Below are 18284 nucleotides of genomic sequence, written 5' to 3'. Positions count from 1 at the left end.
CAGCCGCTTCCCCGCTTTCAATCCTGTTGATGGTTGCCAATGCAGCCTTCAGCCCTTCGGGAGCACTCCATGAAACGTCGTCACGTCCTGGCCGCCGGCATCTCTGCCCTGACCGCTCCAGCATGGACAAGCGCCCAAAGCGCCTGGCCTTCGCGTGGGCCGATCAGACTGGTCGCGCAATTCCCACCGGGCGGTCTGGTTGATACCGTGTCACGCATGATGGCGCCGCACCTGTCACAGGCGCTGGGCCAGACCGTCGTGGTGGAAAACCGCGCGGGTGCGGGTGGCCTGATCGGCACCGACTACGTGTCCAAGCAGCCCGCCGACGGCTACACCCTGCTGGCCAGCCATGCGTCGGTGCACATCTATGCCACAGCCACCCGCAAAGTCATGCCCTTTGACCCGGTGAATGATTTTTCTCACATGGGCATGCTGGTTGAAGCGCCCATGGTGCTGCTGGTGCGGGCGCAGTCGCCCTTCCAGACGCTGGAGCAATACCTGGCTGCCGCCAGAACCCGGCCTGTGCGTTATGGCTCATCGGGCATCGGTTCTGCCAATCACTTGTTTGGTGAAATGCTCAAGATTGAAGGCAAGGCGCCCCAACACGACCACATCCCCTACCAAGGCAGCGCACCGGCCATGCAAGACCTGCTGGGCGGGCAGATCGACAGCCTGCTCGATCCCATCACCACCAACGTGGCCCAGCTCAAGGCCGGGTCCCTGCGCGCGCTGGCTGTCTCCACCCCCAGCCGCCTGCCGGCACTTCCCAACATTCCGACTTTTGCCGAGCTCGGCTTTCCCAAGCTGACGGGGTCCCAGTGGTTGGGCTTGTCAGCACCCAAAGGCCTGCCTGCGCCCGTACTTGCGCGGCTGACGGCACTGATCCCTGAAATTCTCGCCAAACCGGACATCGCAGCCAGACTGGAAGAAATTCAGACCCTGCCGCGCAAGAATGCGGTGGTCGGCACCGAGTTCGTTCAGTTGATCAATTCGCAGATCGACACCTGGCGCAGCGTGGCCAAGCTGGCCAACGTCGAGGTGATAACATGATTTTTCCGGCAACGACAGCCGCAGGAGCACCCTGATTGAACAGCACCAAGGCCTTTTCCAGCGATACGGCAAGCGCTGCCGATGTGGTCAATGAGTTTCTCCGGCTCATCATGCTTCCTGACCCGGTGGCCGCCAGCCGGTTCACGGCACCCGGCATGAAGATTCTTTTCACCGGTGGCCGGGCCATGAGCGCCCCCGCTGAGTGCACCAAATTTAATGCATCGCGCTACAAATGGGTGAAAAAAAGGATTGAGCGCACCGAAACGGTTGCCGCCGGCTCTAGCGGCTCCGCCCCCGACGAAGCGGTGGTCTACAGCCTGGGAACCCTGTATGGAGAATGGCCTGACGGAACGCCTTTCGAAGGCAACCGCTATGTGGACCGCTATGTCGTCAAAAGCGGGCTGATCACACACATGGACGTGTGGAACGACAGCGCCGAATGGCTGCTGGTGCGGGCAGGCCTGGCTGTGCTGTGATCAGCTGATGGCGGCAAGCTACAGCGGCGCCCTGCCGACGCACAATCGCTTTGACTACCAGGCGATCAACCAGCGCAAACCTTATCGTTGGCCCAACGGCGCTGGTCTGGCTGTCTACCTGGGTTTCAACATCGAGCACTTTGCCTTCGGCGAGGGCATGGGTGCCACCATCGGCCCGGCCAGCCCGCAGCCGGATGTCCTGAACTACAGCTGGCGCGAGTACGGAAACCGCGTGGGCAGCTGGCGCTGCCTCGAGCTGTTTGACAGCCTGGGCCTGCCGGCGGCCGCCCTGATCAACACCGCACTGTATGAACACTGCCCCGAGCTGGTGGCTGCCTGCGTAGCGCGCGGCGATGAACTGGTCGGCCATGGCCACACCAACGCCGAACGCCAGGCCGCCATGAGTGAAGCGGACGAAAGCAGCCTGCTGGTGCAGTGCCGCACGCGCATGCAACAGGAGAGCGGCCAGTCCCCCGCCGGGTGGCTTTCACCGTGGATTTCGGAAAGCCTGCATACCCCTGACCTGCTCGCTGAAAGCGGCTACGGCTACACCCTGAACTGGTGCCACGACGACCAGCCGCTGCCAATGCGCACCCGCAGCGGAAAGGCTTTGTGGGCCGTGCCTTACCCGCAGGAACTCAATGACATCCCGATGATCATTGCGCGTCAGATGGACGGCAAAGACTTTGCGCAGATGATCATCGATCAGCTTGATGAGATGCTGGAGCAATCGCAGGCCAGCAGTTCAGCACCACTGGTGATGGGCATTGCACTGCACCCCTACATCGTCGGCCAGCCTTACCGCCTGCGCCACCTGCGGCGCGCGCTTCAGCATGTCGCCGCCGCACGTGACCGGGGCCAGGTCTGGATGAGCACGCCGGGCGATATCTTCCGGCACGCCGTACAGATGGCCGCGTGAGCGGCCCCTGAAAGAGGCGCTCGTGTGCGCGCCGGAGCGCGGGCAGAGGCTTTTGCTTATTACGCGCAGGAGCTGGTGGAGCTTGAGCTGAATGTCCGCGCGAAAGGCACAGCGCTGGAGTCGCCCGGTGTACGCCCTGAGGTTCACGTAAAGCGAGTTGGCTATTAAATTGATAGCTGTTTGCGCAGTATTTACTGGCCTTGCAGTCAATTTTTACTTCGGTATATCGGGTATTGAGCCTCTGCCGCACCGCTGGCCGCGTTTTGCCGGGCAGCCGGTGCCGAAAACTTTCGGCATGCGGCCTTTGGTTATCATCCACTTCGGAGTGGAGTTCGACATAACAAGAGGGGCAGGCGCCATGTTCTACTGGATTTACGACATACCCAACTGGGTGCTGGCGCTGCTTTTTTGCGCCGTCTGCCTGGCCTACACGTGGGGCGGTCTGCTTCTGCTGCGGCCGTTGGTGCGCAAGTGGCTCGGTCCGCAGCCAGACGCCAATGACTTTGTCAGCTATTTTCTTTCGGCCTATGGGGTGTTCTACGGGCTGATGCTGGGTCTGATCGCGGTTGCCACCTACCAGAACTTCGCGGATGCGGAAAAAGCCGTGGGCAAGGAGGCAACCGCCATTGCGGCGCTGTACCGCGATCTGTCGAACTATCCGGAGCCAGCGCGCGCCACGCTGGAAGGCGGGATGAGGGACTACGTACGCTTTCTGATCGACGAAGCCTGGGCTGAACAACGGCAAGGAAGGCTGCATCCTGGTGGAACCACGCGCGTTTCAGACATTCACCGCCAACTGCTGTCATTTGCGCCCGCCAGCCGGACACAGGAAATCCTGCATGCCGAAACACTGCGGCAATTCAACAGCTTTCTGGAGGCCCGGTATGCGCGCCTGCAGATCGTCAGCACCTCCCTCTCGGGTGTGCTGTGGTGGGTGGTATGTCTGGGTGCAGCGCTGAACTTTTCGCTGCTGTGGCTGTTTTCCATGGACCGGCTGGCGCTACACCTTGTGCTGTCGGGCATCCTGGCGACTTTTGTCGGCTTGATGCTGTTTTTCATCGCCGCGATGGACAACCCCTTCCGCGGCGAAGAGAGCGTTTCGCCGGAAGCCTTGAAGCTGATTCAGGAGCGGCTGATGCCGTCCCCGCGCTAGCGCCGCGCCGGCGCAGATCAATGCAGCTGCCGTGTGCCACCTCCGCGGCCATGGCAACCCTCAGATCGACCAGTTGATCTGCCCAAACAGGCGCATGAGTCTGGCCTGCCGCGTCATGCTGAATTGCCCGACCCAACCAATCCGGCCCAGCAGGTGTGATCGAAAATCGGCAAGCCCGTCCTTGTTTTGCGAGGCTGGCCCATGCAGCACGCTTTGATGCAAACACGCTTTCAGCCGGTCGAAATCATCACGCGGAACATTTGGTCGCACATTGACCACGACTCCGGTCACGCGCTGCCGCTGATGCCGGGGCAGGCAACGCGTCTTGTCCGGATGCAGGGTAAAACCTTCGTCGCGAACGATCTCTGCAACCCAGGCGTGCAAGGCGCGAAACTGCCGTCGCAGCGACTCGGGGCCTGAAAATACCAGGTCATCGGCATAGCGCGTATAGCTCGCGCCGAACACCCAGGCCAAGCCTTCAAGCCGCAAATCGAGATTGAAAGCACAGAGGTTGGCCAGCGCCGGGGAGGTGGGCGCGCCCTGCGGCAAATGCGCGGAACCAAGGCGCTTGGCCCCTATCCAGTCAAGCCCGCCATCGTCGCGCAGACGCTCGATCACCATCCCCGCCGTGCGGTGTGTGCAGAGCGCGGTGAGACTTCGCGCCACGCCTTCGGGGTAACCCAGCGTGCGCCAGACTGCATTGATCTGGGCCGCCCCTACGCTGCCAAAGAAATCCTGCAAGTCAAAACGGATGACCACGGCTTGCCCGACGTGAGCTGCCGCATGGGTTTTGACTGAGCGGCCGACGGTAAAGCCGTGCGCGGCTTCATGCACCGGCACCTGACTGAGCAGCGTATGCAGGATGTGACGTTGCACACGCTTGAGTTCTGCCTTGGGCGTCTCCAGCAAACGCAGGCCACCTGTCTGCTTGGGCTGCAGGCTGTAGCGATAGTGTTCAACAACTGCCGGCGTCGCCGGAGCCAGCCAGCGCAGTTGCTCGCGGGAGAGCTGGAGCCAGCGCGCCAGATCGGCATCCGTAGGGATGTCGGGCAAGACACAAGCTTCCAGCCCCAACGGCCGGGGGCGCATCACCGCCGGTCGCAGGATTAACCGGCGAATTCGCGGTGGCCTTTCCGGCTCGGGGTCATCCCGGTCATCGCTTGGCTGCGAGGCTTGCGGCTCACTGGAGTCATTGGGCTCTCCGTCTTCGTCGTCGTCCTCCTCCCCAAAGGCCAGATCAAAAGCATGCGATGCCTCCAGCCGCCGCGCCAGCGAAGTGACGTCAAATTTTTGCCAGGTGATGGTCGAAAGCAAGGTCAGCGGTTCCAGTAACTCCCGAAGCCACGCGGGTCGCTGCCCGAGGGCTGCTGCGGCCCTTGCCTGAAGGGCGCCCAAGGCAGTGCCGCCCGCCTTGTCCGCGTCGGCGAGCAGTGCGCGAGCCAGGCCGCGTGCAATCAAATGTCGGAAGCTGGCTTCGCGCATGGAATTGGGTTGACGCCGGCATCCCAACCAGCAGGTCATGCGTGAGCTGGGTGCGCAGAATGCGCAGTCCGCTCACGCGCCGAAATCGCAAAGTACAAAAAAACCATGGGGGTACCCCATGGCGCGGACAGGCAGCAACGAATCGCGTCCCGCTCGCAACACTTGGAATGCTGGCGTCGTCGAAATTCTAATGGCTTGCCCTCGGCAACGAGCTGTTGTCCCGCGCTGTGAAGGTGCCAAAACAACAGGGAATGCTTTAGATGTACGTCTACGCGGCCCGCACATGTCAAAAAGAATGCCAACCAAGAGAACGCAACGCGCTATCAATTCAATAGCTGCTTGCGCTCACCTGATAAGGGTCAGAGGCATTCTTACCTGCAGATCGGTTATGGGAAGCACTAGCGCATGCAAGGCTCCAGCTAAACGTCGGCCTTGGGTTACGCAAGGCTTTTCCAGGTCGCGTTCAAACTTCAGCAATAAGAAAGCCGCGCAGCCCTTCAGGAATCTGCGCGGCCAGCTACTGATTTCGTAGCGCCTCTGGCAACTTTTCAGCGTTACTTTCGCGTTGGCGGCAAATCGGTGCAACTGCCGTGCGCCACTTCCGCCGCCATGCCGATGCTTTCGCCCAGCGTCGGGTGCGGGTGTATGGTCTTGCCGATATCGACGGCGTCGGCACCCATCTCAATGGCCAGTGCGATCTCGCCGATCATGTCGCCGGCATGCGTGCCGACAATGCCGCCACCCAGGATCCTGCCGTGGCCGTGCGCCTCAGGGCTGTCGTCAAACAGCAGCTTGGTGAAGCCTTCGTCGCGGCCATTGGCGATGGCGCGTCCGGAAGCCGTCCAGGGGAACAGGCCCTTCTTGACCTTGATACCTTCGGCCTTGGCCTGGTCTTCCGTGAGGCCGACCCATGCGACTTCGGGGTCGGTGTAAGCCACGCTGGGGATCACGCGGGCGTTGAAGGCTGCACTGGCCAGTTCCTTGTTGCCTTGCAGTTCACCGGCAATGACTTCGGCAGCCACGTGTGCTTCGTGCACGGCCTTGTGCGCCAGCATGGGCTGGCCCACGATGTCACCGATGGCGAAGATGTGCGGCACGTTGGTACGCATCTGGATATCGACCGGAATGAAGCCGCGGTCGGAGACCGTGATTCCGGCTTTTTCGGCAGCCAGTTTCTTGCCATTGGGTGTCCGGCCCACAGCTTGCAACACCAGGTCATAGGTCTGCGGGGCCGGGGCGCTGCCGCCTGCCTCCGCGGACTCAAATGTGACTTCGATGCCTGCCTTGGTGGCCTTGGCGCCCACGGTTTTGGTTTTGAGCATGATGTTGTCAAAACGCGGTGCATTCATCTTTTGCCAGACCTTGACGAGGTCGCGGTCGGCGCCCTGCATCAGGCCATCCATCATTTCGACCACATCGAGGCGTGCGCCCAGCGTGGAATACACGGTGCCCATTTCGAGGCCGATGATACCGCCGCCCAGGATCAGCATGCGCTTGGGCACCTCTTTAAGCGCCAGCGCCCCGGTGCTGTCCACCACGCGTGGATCGTTTGGCATGAAAGGCAGGCGTACAGCTTGCGAACCAGCTGCGATGATGCAGTTCTTGAATGCGATGGTCTGGCTCTTGCCGGTTTTTTCCTGGCCTTCGGCACCGCTGGTTTCTTCAACCTGCAGGTGATTGGCGCCAACGAACTGGCCCAAACCGCGCACGACGGTGACCTTGCGCATCTTGGCCATGGCCGTCAGCCCACCGGTGAGCTTGCCGACGACCTTTTCTTTATGGGTACGCAATTTATTGATGTCGAGCTTGGGCTCTCCAAAACTCACGCCGAGGGCGTCGAAATGCTTGACCTCGTCCATCACGGCGGCCACATGCAACAAGGCCTTGGAGGGAATGCAGCCGACATTCAGGCAGACGCCGCCCAACGTGGCGTAGCGCTCTACCAGCACAACCTTCAGGCCCAGATCGGCGGCACGGAAGGCAGCGGAGTAGCCGCCAGGGCCGGCGCCCAGCACCAGAACGTCGCAGTCCAGGTCGGCCGAGCCGGTGAAACTGGCCGCAACCGGAGCTGGTGCTGCGGCAGGACTTGCTACAGTTTTAGGAGCTGCTTGCGCAGGTGCTGCGGGCGCTGCAGCCTGCTTTTGTGCCGCATCTGTGGCGGGCGCAGCGGCGGCACCGGTGCTTTCCAGCGTCAGCACGACGGAGCCTTGCTTGACCTTGTCGCCCACCTTGACCTTGATGTCCTTGACCACGCCGGCCGACGAAGACGGGATTTCCATCGAGGCCTTGTCGCTTTCAACGGTGATCAGGCTCTGCTCGGCCTTGATGGTGTCGCCGGGCTTGACCAGCACTTCAATGACGGACACTTCGTCGAAGTCGCCGATGTCCGGTACCTTGATGTCGATCACAGGAGATGCACTCATTTGGAGGCTTTCAATTTAAGGGTGAATATGTCGACGGGTCCGGCGGAGTTCTTGTCGAACTCGCAACCCGCATTCAGGCCGGCCATGGCCACTTCGCGTGCGGTCTTGGCCTTGTCCCACGCGGCATGCATGGCGCCGAGCGCAAAGCTGCGGCCTGAGCCGATGCCCCAGAATTCCTTGAATTCAAAAACTTCACGGTAGCTGTAAAGACCGTAAATGCCGCTGGCATTGGCGATCACCACGGTGAACTGGCTGGACTCGTAGGGATCGTTGTCGTCTTCCTTGGTCTGCAGGAAAAACGTTTCCTTCAGCATGGGGTGCAGCTTGACGAAGGTGTCGAACACCTCGTCGCGCGAACCCAGCTTGAGCTGCTCTTTGGGCAAGGCCGCCATGGCCTTGCGCAGCACCGGAAAATGCGCCACCGTACCAGCCATGCCCACAAAGCTCATGCCGGCAGGCGTGTCGACCTTGAAGATCTTGCTGTTGGCTTCAAACCGGTGGCCCAGGCTGGTGTCGCCGAAGGTCACCAGCGTGTCGGCCGCAATGGCGACCTGCCCCGCCTTTTTGACGACTACAAGTGTTGTCATGGTTCCGCCCCGTTTAGAGGAGGACGCGGCGGAAGTCGGCGAGGATTTGGCCCAGGTAAGCGTTAAAGCGCGCAGCGCCTGCGCCGTCGATCACCCGGTGATCCCAGGCCAAAGACATCGGCAGCATCAGGCGCGGCTGGAAGGCCTTGCCGTCCCACACCGGCTCCATCTGGCTCTTGGACACGCCGAGGATGGCGACTTCCGGCGCGTTAATGATGGGCGTGAAGTAACGCCCGCCAATGCCGCCCAGTGAAGAGATGGTGAAGCTGGCGCCCTGCATTTCGGCTGGCGTCAATTTACCGTCACGCGCCTTCTTGGCCAGCTCGCCCATTTCCTGGCTGATCTGCAGCACGCCTTTTTTGTCGGCGTCTTTCAGCACGGGAACGACCAGTCCGTTGGGCGTGTCGGCAGCAAAACCGATGTGGTAATACTGCTTGTAGACGATCTGGTCGCCGTCGAGCGAGGCATTGAACTCGGGGTATTTCTTCAGGGCCGCAACGCTGGCCTTGATCAGAAAAGCCAGCATGGTGACTTTCAGCCCGGCTTTTTCGTTTTCCTTGTTGGTCGAAACGCGGAAGGCTTCCAGTTCGGTGATGTCGGCATCGTCATGGTTGGTGACGTGCGGAATCATCACGTAGTTGCGCAGCAGGTTGGCACCGCTGATCTTCTTGATGCGCGACATGTCCTTGCGCTCGACCGGGCCGAACTTGGTGAAGTCAACTTTTGGCCATGGCAGCAAATCGAGCCCTGCGCCGCCGCCCGAAGATGCGGGTGCTTTGGCGGCCTGCGCCTGGGTGCGAACGCTGCCGTCCATCACCGACTTGGTGAAGGCCTGGATGTCGTCTTGCGTGATGCGGCCTTTGGGGCCGCTACCTTTGACTTCTGCCAGTGGCACGCCGAGTTCGCGCGCGAACTTGCGCACCGAGGGCGATGCATGCGGCAGGTTGCCCTGAGGCGCAGTGGTGGGGTTATGGGCCGGCTGGCTCGCGGGAGCAGATGAGGTTGCCGGTGCAGGGGCAGCAGCAGATGCCGCGGCAGGCACCGCAGCGGGGGCCGGTGCGGGCGCAGGCGATGCGCTCACAGCCGCAGAACCTTCCAGGATGGCCAGCAGGTCGCCGATGTTGACAACGTCGCCCATCTTGACCTTGAGCTCCTTGAGCACACCTGCGGCGGACGACGGGATTTCCATCGAGGCTTTGTCGGACTCGACGGTGATCAGCGACTGCTCAGCCTTGATGGTGTCGCCGGGTTTGACCAGGACTTCAATGACGGACACGTCCTTGAAGTCGCCGATGTCGGGCACACGGACTTCCACCGGACCGGAGGCTGCCGGGGCCGCTGCGGGTGCAGGCGCCGACGCTGCTACAGATTTGCTAGCTGCTTGCGCTGGCGCAGCGGGCGCTGCAGCCGGTTTTTCTGTTGAAGCCGGGGCGGCTTCGGCGCCGGACACTTCCAGCGTCAGGACCACGGAGCCCTGCTTGACCTTGTCGTCGAGCTTGACCTTGAGCTCCTTCACCACACCCGCGTGGCTGGAGGGGATTTCCATGGAGGCCTTGTCGGACTCCACGGTGATGAGCGACTGCTCGGCCTTCACGGTATCGCCGGGCTTGACCATCAGCTCAATCACCGTCACTTCGTCGAAATCCCCGATATCAGGAACTTGAATGTCTACCACTGCCATATTCTTGTCTCCGGTTGCTACAGGTGCTACGTCAGGGTTTTAACTCAAGCGTAAAGCGGATTGATCTTGTCGGCGTTGATGCCGTACTTTTTGATGGCCTCGGCAACCTTGGCCGCTGGGATGGTGCCCTCTTCGCTGAGCGCCTTGAGCGCCGCCACGACGATGTAGTGGCGGTTGATCTCGAAGTGCTCACGCAGCTTGCTGCGGAAGTCGCTGCGGCCAAAACCGTCGGTGCCCAGCACCTTGTAGGTACGGCCCTTGGGTACGAAGGAGCGAATCTGCTCGGCATAGGCCTTCATGTAGTCTGTGGATGCGACCACCGGGCCGGTGTGCTTTTCGAGCTGCTCGGCCACAAACGGCACACGCTGTTTGTCGGTCGGGTGCAGCAGGTTCCAGCGTTCGCAGTCCTGGCCATCGCGGGCCAGTTCGTTGAAGCTCGGGCAGCTCCACACGTTGGCGGCAACGCCCCACTCTTTTTCAAGCAGCTCTTGCGCGGCAATGGACTCGCGCAGGATGGTGCCGGAGCCGAGCAGTTGCACGCGCGGCGTGAGCTTGGCGCCCTCTTTGCAGAGGTACATGCCCTTGATGATCTGCTCTTCGGTGCCGGGCTTGAGGCCGGGCATGGCGTAGTTTTCGTTCAGCAGCGTGAGGTAGAAGTACACGTTGTCCTGCTTCTCGACCATGCGCTTGAGGCCATGGTGCAGGATGACGCCGACTTCATGGGCAAAGGTCGGGTCGTAGCTGATGCAGTTGGGAATGGTGCCGGCCAGGATGTGGCTGTGGCCGTCTTCGTGCTGCAGGCCTTCGCCGTTCAGCGTGGTGCGGCCCGAAGTGCCGCCCAGCAGGAAACCGCGCGCCTGCATGTCGCCGGCCGCCCAGGCCAGGTCGCCGACACGCTGGAAGCCGAACATCGAGTAGTACACGTAGAACGGGATCATGATCCGGTTGTTGGTGCTGTACGAGGTGGCGGCTGCGATCCAGCTGCTCATGCCACCAGCTTCGTTGATGCCCTCTTGCAGGATCTGGCCCTGCTTGTCTTCCTTGTAGTACATCACCTGGTCTTTGTCGACCGGCGTGTATTGCTGGCCGTCAGGGTTGTAGATGCCGATCTGGCGGAACAGGCCTTCCATGCCGAAGGTGCGGGCTTCATCGACCAGGATGGGCACTACGCGCGGGCCCAGGGCCTGGTCGCGCAGCAGTTGCGTGAGAAAGCGCACATACGCCTGCGTGGTCGAGATTTCGCGGCCTTCGGCCGTGGGCTCGATCACCGACTTGAAGGTCTCGAGTGCTGGCACGGTGAACTGCTCGTCGGCCTTGACGCGGCGATGCGGCAGGTAGCCGCCCAGGGCCTTGCGGCGCTCGTGCAGGTAGCGCATCTCGGGCGTGTCGTCGGCCGGCTTGTAAAACGGGATGTCGGCGAGCTGGCTGTCGGGAATCGGGATGTTGAAGCGGTCGCGGAAGGCCTTGATGTCTTCGTCGGCCAGCTTTTTGGTCTGGTGGACGTTGTTCTTGCCTTCGCCGATCTTGCCCATGCCGAAGCCTTTGACGGTCTTGATCAGCAAGACGGTGGGCTGGCCCTCGTGCTTGACGGCCGCGTGGAAGGCCGCATAGACCTTTTGCGAATCATGGCCGCCACGGCGCAGGTTCCAGATGTCGTCGTCGCTCATCTTGGCGACCATCTCGAGCGTGCGTGGGTCTTTGCCGAAGAAGTGCTTGCGGACGAAGGCGCCGTCGTTGGCCTTCATGGCCTGGTAGTCGCCGTCGACCGTGTCCATCATGACCTTCCTGAGCGCGCCGTCCTTGTCGCGGGCCAGCAGCGGATCCCAGTTGCTGCCCCAGATGAGCTTGATGACGTTCCAGCCGGCACCGCGGAACTCGCCTTCGAGCTCCTGGATGATCTTGCCGTTGCCGCGCACCGGGCCGTCGAGGCGCTGCAGGTTGCAGTTGATGACAAAGACGAGGTTGTCGAGCTTTTCGCGCGCGGCCAGGCCGATGGCGCCCATCGATTCGACTTCGTCCATCTCGCCGTCGCCGCAGAAGACCCAGACCTTGCGGTTTTCAGTGTTGGCAATGCCGCGGGCGTGCAGATACTTGAGGAAACGCGCCTGGTAAATCGCCATCAATGGGCCCAGGCCCATTGAGACGGTGGGGAACTGCCAGAACTCAGGCATCAGCTTGGGATGCGGGTAGCTGGACAGGCCCTTGCCATCGACTTCCTGGCGGAAGTTGAGCAGTTGCTCTTCGGTCAGGCGGCCTTCAAGGTAGGCGCGGGCATAGACACCGGGCGACACGTGGCCCTGGATGTAAAGGCAGTCGCCGCCGTGGTTTTCACTCTCGGCATGCCAGAAATGGTTGAAGCCGGCGCCGAACAGGCTGGCCAGCGAGGCAAAGGAGCCGATGTGGCCGCCCAAATCACCGCCATCTGCCGGATGCAGGCGGTTGGCCTTGACTACCATGGCCATGGCGTTCCAGCGCATGTAGGCGCGCAGACGTTCTTCGATCTCGAGGTTGCCAGGAGAGCGCTCTTCGTGGTCGGTTTCAATGGTGTTGACATAGCCCGTATTGGCCGAGAAAGGCATGTCGATGCTTTTCTGGCGGGCGTGCTCAAGGAGTTGCTCGAGCAGAAAGTGGGCGCGCTCGGGACCTTCACTTTCGATGACGGCGGACAGGGCGTCCATCCATTCACGGGTTTCCTGGGTGTCCTTGTCCAGCGCGTCGTTGGCGGCAGCGCGCAAGTTGTCGCCCGCTTGGTTCGGAATGGCAGCCATTTTTTGTCTCCTGAGTAGCCTGATAAAGCTTTGTTAATCCGCAATACAGCCTCTTGTCGGGCTGTGCGCGGAGCCTGTGTCCAATTGCGCCTAAGCGTGTTTTAAACGCAAATTAGATTCAAGACCCTAGTTTCTCACAATATTTGTTAAATTTCAAATAGTGCTTATTGATTTCACATTAAGAAATTTCACGGAAGTTCAGCAAATCGATACCTGCGGGGAAATGCCCTTGGCAAATACCGGTTGCTTTATCGAAACCAGCGATGTGACAGCGCAGCCCACAGCCTCACCTTAAAAGATCAGGGTCAACCCTGACCACAGAGGGGCATCTCACTTAAACTGCATCATCCCTATGACCCAGCAAGCCCCTGCCCCCGCCGACACGATGGCGAACTCCGCCACCTTTGCCCTGTGGAGGCGCTGGTGGCGCAAGCAGTCGCCGTCGCGCCAGGACCGTTTCATCACCTTGGGGCCCCTGCTGGCCGTGGTGCTGTTTCTGGCAGCCGTGATCGCAGCCTTCGGTTACCTGCGCATCGAAGAAATCGACCGCGAGCAACAGGCCGTCAAGCGCGATGTGGAATACGCCCAGCAGCGCCTGCGCCTGCGCCTTCTGGAACGCCAGGAGCAGCTCATGCGCATCGGGCGGGATGTCTCCAACAAGGAAGTGGATACGGAAGAATTCATCTCGCAGGCCGAATCCCTGGTCAACCAGTACCCCGAACTCATGGCAGTCACCTGGGTGGACAGCAGGCGGCGGATCAAGGTGGCCTATGTATCGCCCAGCGCCAACGCCAGCCAGTTGCGCGGCGCCGGCGAGCAGCTCAAGGTCGGCGAAACAGACGGCACCTACGACCTGGCAAGAGACCTGCGGCAACCGGTGTATTCACGCCCGCTGGTGACCAAGGAAGCCAGCGGCTACAACACCCCTACCCTGCAGTTGCAGGTGCCGCTCGATGACCAGGGGAAATTTGCCGGCGTCATCATGGGCGAATACTCCATCGACGGGCTGCTGCGCTTTGGCGTGCCGACGGATGTGACGGCCAAATACGCGGTCACACTGATCGACGACAAAAACACGGTGCTGGCGGGCAACCTCCCGCCGCCCCGCAACCCCGCGGCCCGGCTTTTGCCCTGGACCGATGCCGCCGCTGAATATGAAATACCGGTTTCACCGGTAGGCAACGGCCTGCTGATTCGTGCGGAAGGCTATCGGGCCTCACTCGGAGTCGTGGGCAGCGGCTTTTTCTGGCTGGTCAGCGCCCTGAGCGCACTGACGGTGTGGATGCTGCTGGGCACCTGGCGCCATACGCGCCGTCGCGTGCAGGCCCAGCAGGCCTTGATTTCTGAAACCAACTTTCGCCGTGCGATGGAGAACTCCATGCTGACCGGCATGCGCGCGCTGGACCTGCAGGGCCGCATCACCTATGTGAACCCGGCGTTTTGCCAGATGACGGGCCTCACTGAAGGCGACCTGGTGGGCCGTACGCCGCCCTTCCCGCATTGGCCGGAAGGCGAGATCGAGACCCTGATGCAGCGGCTGGACGATGAGCTGCACGGCCGCACGCCGCCCGGTGGTTTCGAGGTGCGCGTCAAGCGCAAGAACGGCCAGATTTTTGACGCGCGCATGTATGTCTCGCCGCTGATTGATCCGCGCGGCCAGCAAACCGGCTGGATGACGTCCATGACCGACATCACCGAGCCCAAACGCATCCGCGAAGAACTCACAGCTTCTTACGAACGTTTCACCACGGTACTTGAGGGGCTGGACGCGGCCGTCTCCGTGGCGCCGCTGGGCAGTGAAGAGCTGCTGTTTGCCAACAAGCTGTACCGTTCGTGGTTTGGCGGTGAAGTCTCCGGCCATCTGAACCTGATTGCACAAGCGGGCGTGCCCTCCGCCGTACCCACCGAAGATGCGCTGGATGCGGTCGATGGCCTGGCGGGCTTCCCTACCGACACGCTGACGGCGGCGCAGACGGAAAACGCCGAAATTTTTGTGCCCGAACTCAGCAAGTGGCTGGAAGTTCGTTCGCGTTACCTCACGTGGGTGGACGGCCGTCTGGCCCAGATGGTGATTGCTACCGACATCACGCCGCGGCGCCATGCCGAAGAGCAGGCAGCCCAGCAGAACGAGCGGGCCCAGACTGCGAGCCGCCTGATCACCATGGGTGAAATGGCCTCCAGCGTGGCGCACGAACTCAACCAGCCGCTGACGGCCATCAACAATTATTGCAACGGCATGGTGTCGCGCATCAAGGGCCAGCAGATCAGCAACGAAGACCTGCTGGTGGCGCTGGAGAAAACCGCCAAACAGGCACACCGCGCCGGGCAGATCATCCAGCGCATACGGTCCTTCGTCAAACGCAGTGAGCCCAACCGCAGCTCCGCCGACGTGGCGACCATCGTGAGCAATGCGATGGAGCTGGCCGACATCGAGCTGCGGCGCCATCACGTGCGGCTCAGCCACTACATCGCAGCCCGCCTGCCCGACATCATGGTGGACCCCATCCTGATCGAGCAGGTGCTCATCAACCTGATGAAAAACGCGGCTGAGTCGATTGAACAGGCGCACCTGCCGACAGCGCGGCGCAGCGTCGAATTGCGCGTGGTGCCCAAGCAGATTGAAGACCAGGCCGTGGTGGAGTTTTCGGTGCTCGATACGGGGCGTGGCCTGTCGCCTGAAGTCATGGGCCGGCTGTATGAAGCCTTCTATTCGACCAAGGCCGAGGGCATGGGCATAGGCCTCAAACTCTGCCGCAGTATTGTCGAGTCCCACCAGGGAAGAATGGAGGCCCAGAACCTCTACAATGGGGACGAAGTGGTGGGGTGCCGGTTTACCTTCTGGATCCCCGTGACACCCCTGCTGGCACCGGTGGCGCCTGCTAGCGATACCATAGCAACCAAGGATACCGGCGTTCATTGAAACCCCTTCAAGAACAGTCTCCCGAGAAGTTCACGAAAGAAAGTTTGGCATGAGCTTGATTCCCAAAAAAGGTACCGTCTACGTCGTTGATGATGACGAGGGCGTGCGCGACTCCCTTCAGTGGCTGCTCGAAGGCAAGGACTACCGCGTCCGCTGCTACGACTCGGCCGAAACCTTTCTCTCCCGTTACGACCCGCGCGAAGTCGCCTGCCTGATCGTCGACATCCGCATGGGCGGCATGACGGGTCTCGAATTGCAGGACCGCCTGGTCGAGCGCAAGTCACCGCTTCCCATCGTGTTCATCACCGGCCACGGCGACGTACCCATGGCGGTCAACACCATGAAAAAAGGCGCTATGGATTTCATCCAGAAGCCTTTCCAGGAAGAAGCCCTGGTCAACCTGGTCGAGCGCATGCTAGAGCAGGCCAAAGAAGCCTTCAGTGACTACCAGCAGTCCGCCAGCCGCGACGCCCTGCTCGCCAAGCTCACCTCACGCGAAGCCCAGGTGCTTGAGCGCATCGTGGCGGGCCGCCTCAACAAGCAGATCGCCGACGACCTGGGCATCAGCATCAAGACAGTGGAGGCGCACCGCGCCAACATCATGGAAAAGCTCAACGCCAATACCGTGGCCGACCTGCTCAAAATAGCCTTGGGATCCAACGCACCCAAAGGCTGACCTCCTTCCGCTATCTTTCTGATAGCTGCTTGCGCCCGTGATGATTGGATTTGCGGGCGTTTTTACTTGAAAATCGATAAAAAATGACTGCCCAGCTGATCGACGGAAACGCCCTCTCCAAACAACTGCGCGCTGAAGTCGCCCAACGCGCCGCCGCCCTGCGCGCACGCGGCGTCACACCGGGCCTGGCCGTGGTGCTGGTGGGTGAAAACCCGGCCAGCCAGGTCTATGTGCGCAACAAGGTCAAGGCCTGCGAAGACAACGGGCTGCATTCGGTGCTTGAGCAATACGCTGCCACCCTCAGCGAAGCAGATCTGCTGGCACGGGTAGAGGCGCTCAACAATGACCCGGCCATCCACGGCATCCTGGTGCAGCTTCCGCTGCCTGCCCATATCGACGCGCAAAAAGTCATCGAATCGATCTCGCCCGCGAAAGACGTTGACGGGTTTCACGTCGCCAGCGCCGGCGCGCTCATGGTCGGCCAGCCGGGCTTCTGGCCCTGCACGCCTTATGGCTGCATGAAGATGCTGGAAAGCATCGGCTACGACCTCAAAGGCAAGCATGCTGTGGTCATCGGCCGCAGCAACATCGTCGGCAAGCCGATGGCGCTGATGCTGCTGCAAAAGAACGCCACCGTCACCATCTGTCACAGCGCAACCAAAGACCTCAAGGCCATGACTCTACAGGCCGATGTGATCGTGGCAGCTGTCGGCAAGCGCAACGTGCTGACGGCCGACATGGTCAAACCGGGCGCCGTCGTGATAGATGTGGGCATGAACCGCAACGATGAAGGCAAGCTTTGCGGCGACGTGGACTTTGACGGCGTGAAGGAAGTGGCGGGCTACATCACACCGGTACCCGGCGGTGTCGGCCCCATGACCATCACCATGCTGCTGGTCAATACGCTGGAAGCGGCTGAACGAGCCCCCACGGTCGCTCACTCCGTGTAGTTCCCTGCCCCCCGAGGGGGCCGCTGCGCCTGCGGTCCGGCAGAGCCGGTCCCGCGGCCCCTGCTTGCCGGGGAAATTCAGGTGATTTCGGTTACCGTCGAGCGACTCAAGCGCCACAGCGCCAGGCCGGCGCACAGCCACTGCACAACATACAGCGCCGTACCCAGGCCATGCCAAAGCTTGAGGTTGCCGCCTTCGGCACGCGCACTGACGATGCGCGGCGCGATACCGAACTCCACCAGCAAGGCCAGCAACAAGCCAGTCACTATGAATTTGATAGCTGCTTGCGCTTGCTGCGCAAGGGCTGTATCGTCTTTTTTGTTAAAAACCAGAAGCAACAGCATGGCGCAGCCCGTGCTGAGCCAGGTCTGCGCAGTGAAGAGCTTGGCCGCCATGGCACCGGCAACAGCGGGCGTGCCGAGATTGGCGAACAGCATGGGAACCACCACGAATCCCAAACCAGTCAGGCTGCCCCACCAGAGAGCCGCCACCATCACATTGAAGCGTTGCTTCATTGGAAATTTTCCGATGGGCCGCCCCTGGGGAAATTAGCCCCCTCGGGGGGCAGAGAACTACACACAGTGAGTGAGCGTGGGGGCCACATTTTCTAGATGTACATCACCGCGATGATTTCGTAGCGTTTGATACCGCCTGGCGCCTGGACTTCGGCTGTATCGCCTTCGTCTTTGCCGATCAGCGCACGTGCAATCGGCGAGCTGATGTTGACCCGGCCCGCCTTGATGTCGGCCTCGTCTTCACCCACGATCTGATAAGTCACCTTGTCGCCGGTATCTTCATCTTCCAGTTCGATGGTGGAACCGAACACGACCTTGCCGCCCGCGTCCAGTTCGGACGGGTCGATGATTTGGGCAGCGGAAAGCTTGCCTTCGATTTCCTGAATACGGCCTTCGATGAAGCCCTGACGGTCTTTGGCGGCGTCGTATTCGGCGTTTTCGCTCAGGTCACCCTGCGCACGCGCTTCGGAAATGGAATTGATGACCCAGGGCCGGTCAACGGTTTTCAGCTGGTGCAGTTCGGCCTTGAGGCTTTCCGCGCCACGCTTGGTAATGGGAATGGTTGCCATGTTTTTGCTCCTCTCAAAAGCGAAACCGCCACCAGTCACCTGGCGGCGGCGCTTGAATCCAAAGTTTCAATCAAACAAGTTTAATGCAAATCGGATCTGCTGAAATCCGGAAAAA

The 18284-nt window shown here is 61.2% G+C and carries 14 protein-coding genes; 7 read left to right on the top strand and 7 right to left on the bottom strand.

Annotation, left to right across the window (positions count from 1 at the left end):
- The first annotated feature begins 69 nt into the window (after positions 1-69).
- The 4 genes from AC1DZE_RS08650 (at position 70) to AC1DZE_RS08635 (ending at position 3598) form a co-directional block, all read left to right on the top strand.
- Entirely contained in the window at positions 70-1050 is a 981-nt protein-coding gene (locus AC1DZE_RS08650; RefSeq protein ID WP_477699951.1) for a Bug family tripartite tricarboxylate transporter substrate binding protein, read from the top strand.
- Positions 1051-1160: 110 nt separating this feature from the next.
- Positions 1161-1526 carry a nuclear transport factor 2 family protein gene (locus AC1DZE_RS08645; RefSeq protein ID WP_477669614.1) on the top strand — a complete coding sequence of 122 codons (366 nt, stop codon included), beginning with the start codon at positions 1161-1163 and terminating at the stop codon, positions 1524-1526.
- Positions 1527-1533: 7 nt separating this feature from the next.
- A complete protein-coding gene (locus tag AC1DZE_RS08640) occupies positions 1534-2445 on the top strand; it encodes a polysaccharide deacetylase family protein (RefSeq protein WP_477669271.1) in 912 nt (303 codons plus the stop codon).
- A 358-nt stretch (positions 2446-2803) separates the two neighbouring features.
- Complete coding sequence (locus AC1DZE_RS08635) at positions 2804-3598, top strand: bestrophin-like domain (RefSeq protein ID WP_477669270.1); 795 nt, start codon at positions 2804-2806, stop codon at positions 3596-3598.
- Positions 3599-3658: 60 nt separating this feature from the next.
- On the opposite strand, the gene AC1DZE_RS08630 is transcribed toward AC1DZE_RS08635, so the two are convergent.
- The 5 genes from AC1DZE_RS08630 to aceE form a co-directional block, all read right to left on the bottom strand.
- Positions 3659-5080, bottom strand: coding sequence for a reverse transcriptase family protein (locus AC1DZE_RS08630; RefSeq protein ID WP_477669269.1), 1422 nt, complete (start codon positions 5078-5080; stop codon positions 3659-3661).
- 554 nt (positions 5081-5634) lie between these two features.
- Entirely contained in the window at positions 5635-7503 is a 1869-nt protein-coding gene (lpdA, locus tag AC1DZE_RS08625) for a dihydrolipoyl dehydrogenase (RefSeq protein ID WP_477669268.1), read from the bottom strand.
- Positions 7500-8090: an MFS transporter gene (locus tag AC1DZE_RS08620; RefSeq protein ID WP_477649687.1), complete on the bottom strand. Its 591-nt coding sequence runs from the start codon at positions 8088-8090 to the stop codon at positions 7500-7502. Before AC1DZE_RS08620 ends, lpdA begins: the two co-directional genes overlap by 4 nt.
- Positions 8091-8103: 13 nt before the next feature.
- A complete protein-coding gene (gene aceF, locus AC1DZE_RS08615; RefSeq protein WP_477669267.1) occupies positions 8104-9771 on the bottom strand; it encodes a dihydrolipoyllysine-residue acetyltransferase in 1668 nt (555 codons plus the stop codon).
- 44 nt (positions 9772-9815) lie between these two features.
- Complete coding sequence (aceE, locus tag AC1DZE_RS08610) at positions 9816-12539, bottom strand: pyruvate dehydrogenase (acetyl-transferring), homodimeric type (RefSeq protein WP_477672814.1); 2724 nt, start codon at positions 12537-12539, stop codon at positions 9816-9818.
- Between the two features lie 352 nt (positions 12540-12891).
- Between aceE and AC1DZE_RS08605 the strand changes: the two genes are divergently transcribed.
- The 3 genes from AC1DZE_RS08605 (at position 12892) to folD (ending at position 17085) form a co-directional block, all read left to right on the top strand.
- Positions 12892-15459: a PAS domain S-box protein gene (locus tag AC1DZE_RS08605; protein ID WP_477649845.1), complete on the top strand. Its 2568-nt coding sequence runs from the start codon at positions 12892-12894 to the stop codon at positions 15457-15459.
- A 49-nt stretch (positions 15460-15508) separates the two neighbouring features.
- The gene (locus tag AC1DZE_RS08600; protein ID WP_348047552.1) at positions 15509-16135 is read left to right on the top strand and encodes a response regulator transcription factor; all 627 of its coding nucleotides are present in this window, start codon (positions 15509-15511) and stop codon (positions 16133-16135) included.
- An 83-nt stretch (positions 16136-16218) separates the two neighbouring features.
- A complete protein-coding gene (gene folD / locus AC1DZE_RS08595) occupies positions 16219-17085 on the top strand; it encodes a bifunctional methylenetetrahydrofolate dehydrogenase/methenyltetrahydrofolate cyclohydrolase FolD (RefSeq protein ID WP_477699950.1) in 867 nt (288 codons plus the stop codon).
- Between the two features lie 77 nt (positions 17086-17162).
- On the opposite strand, the gene AC1DZE_RS08590 is transcribed toward folD, so the two are convergent.
- Positions 17163-17600 (bottom strand): DUF4149 domain-containing protein, encoded by a 438-nt coding sequence (locus AC1DZE_RS08590; protein WP_477669264.1) that lies wholly within the window; start codon positions 17598-17600, stop codon positions 17163-17165.
- 92 nt (positions 17601-17692) lie between these two features.
- Positions 17693-18169, bottom strand: a complete 477-nt coding sequence (greA, locus tag AC1DZE_RS08585) for a transcription elongation factor GreA (RefSeq protein ID WP_477649842.1) — start codon at positions 18167-18169, stop codon at positions 17693-17695.
- Positions 18170-18284: the final 115 nt, after the last annotated feature.

The sequence above is a fragment of the Polaromonas sp. P1_F1 genome, from assembly GCF_056405795.1.
This window is presented reverse-complemented; position numbering and strand designations above follow the sequence as displayed.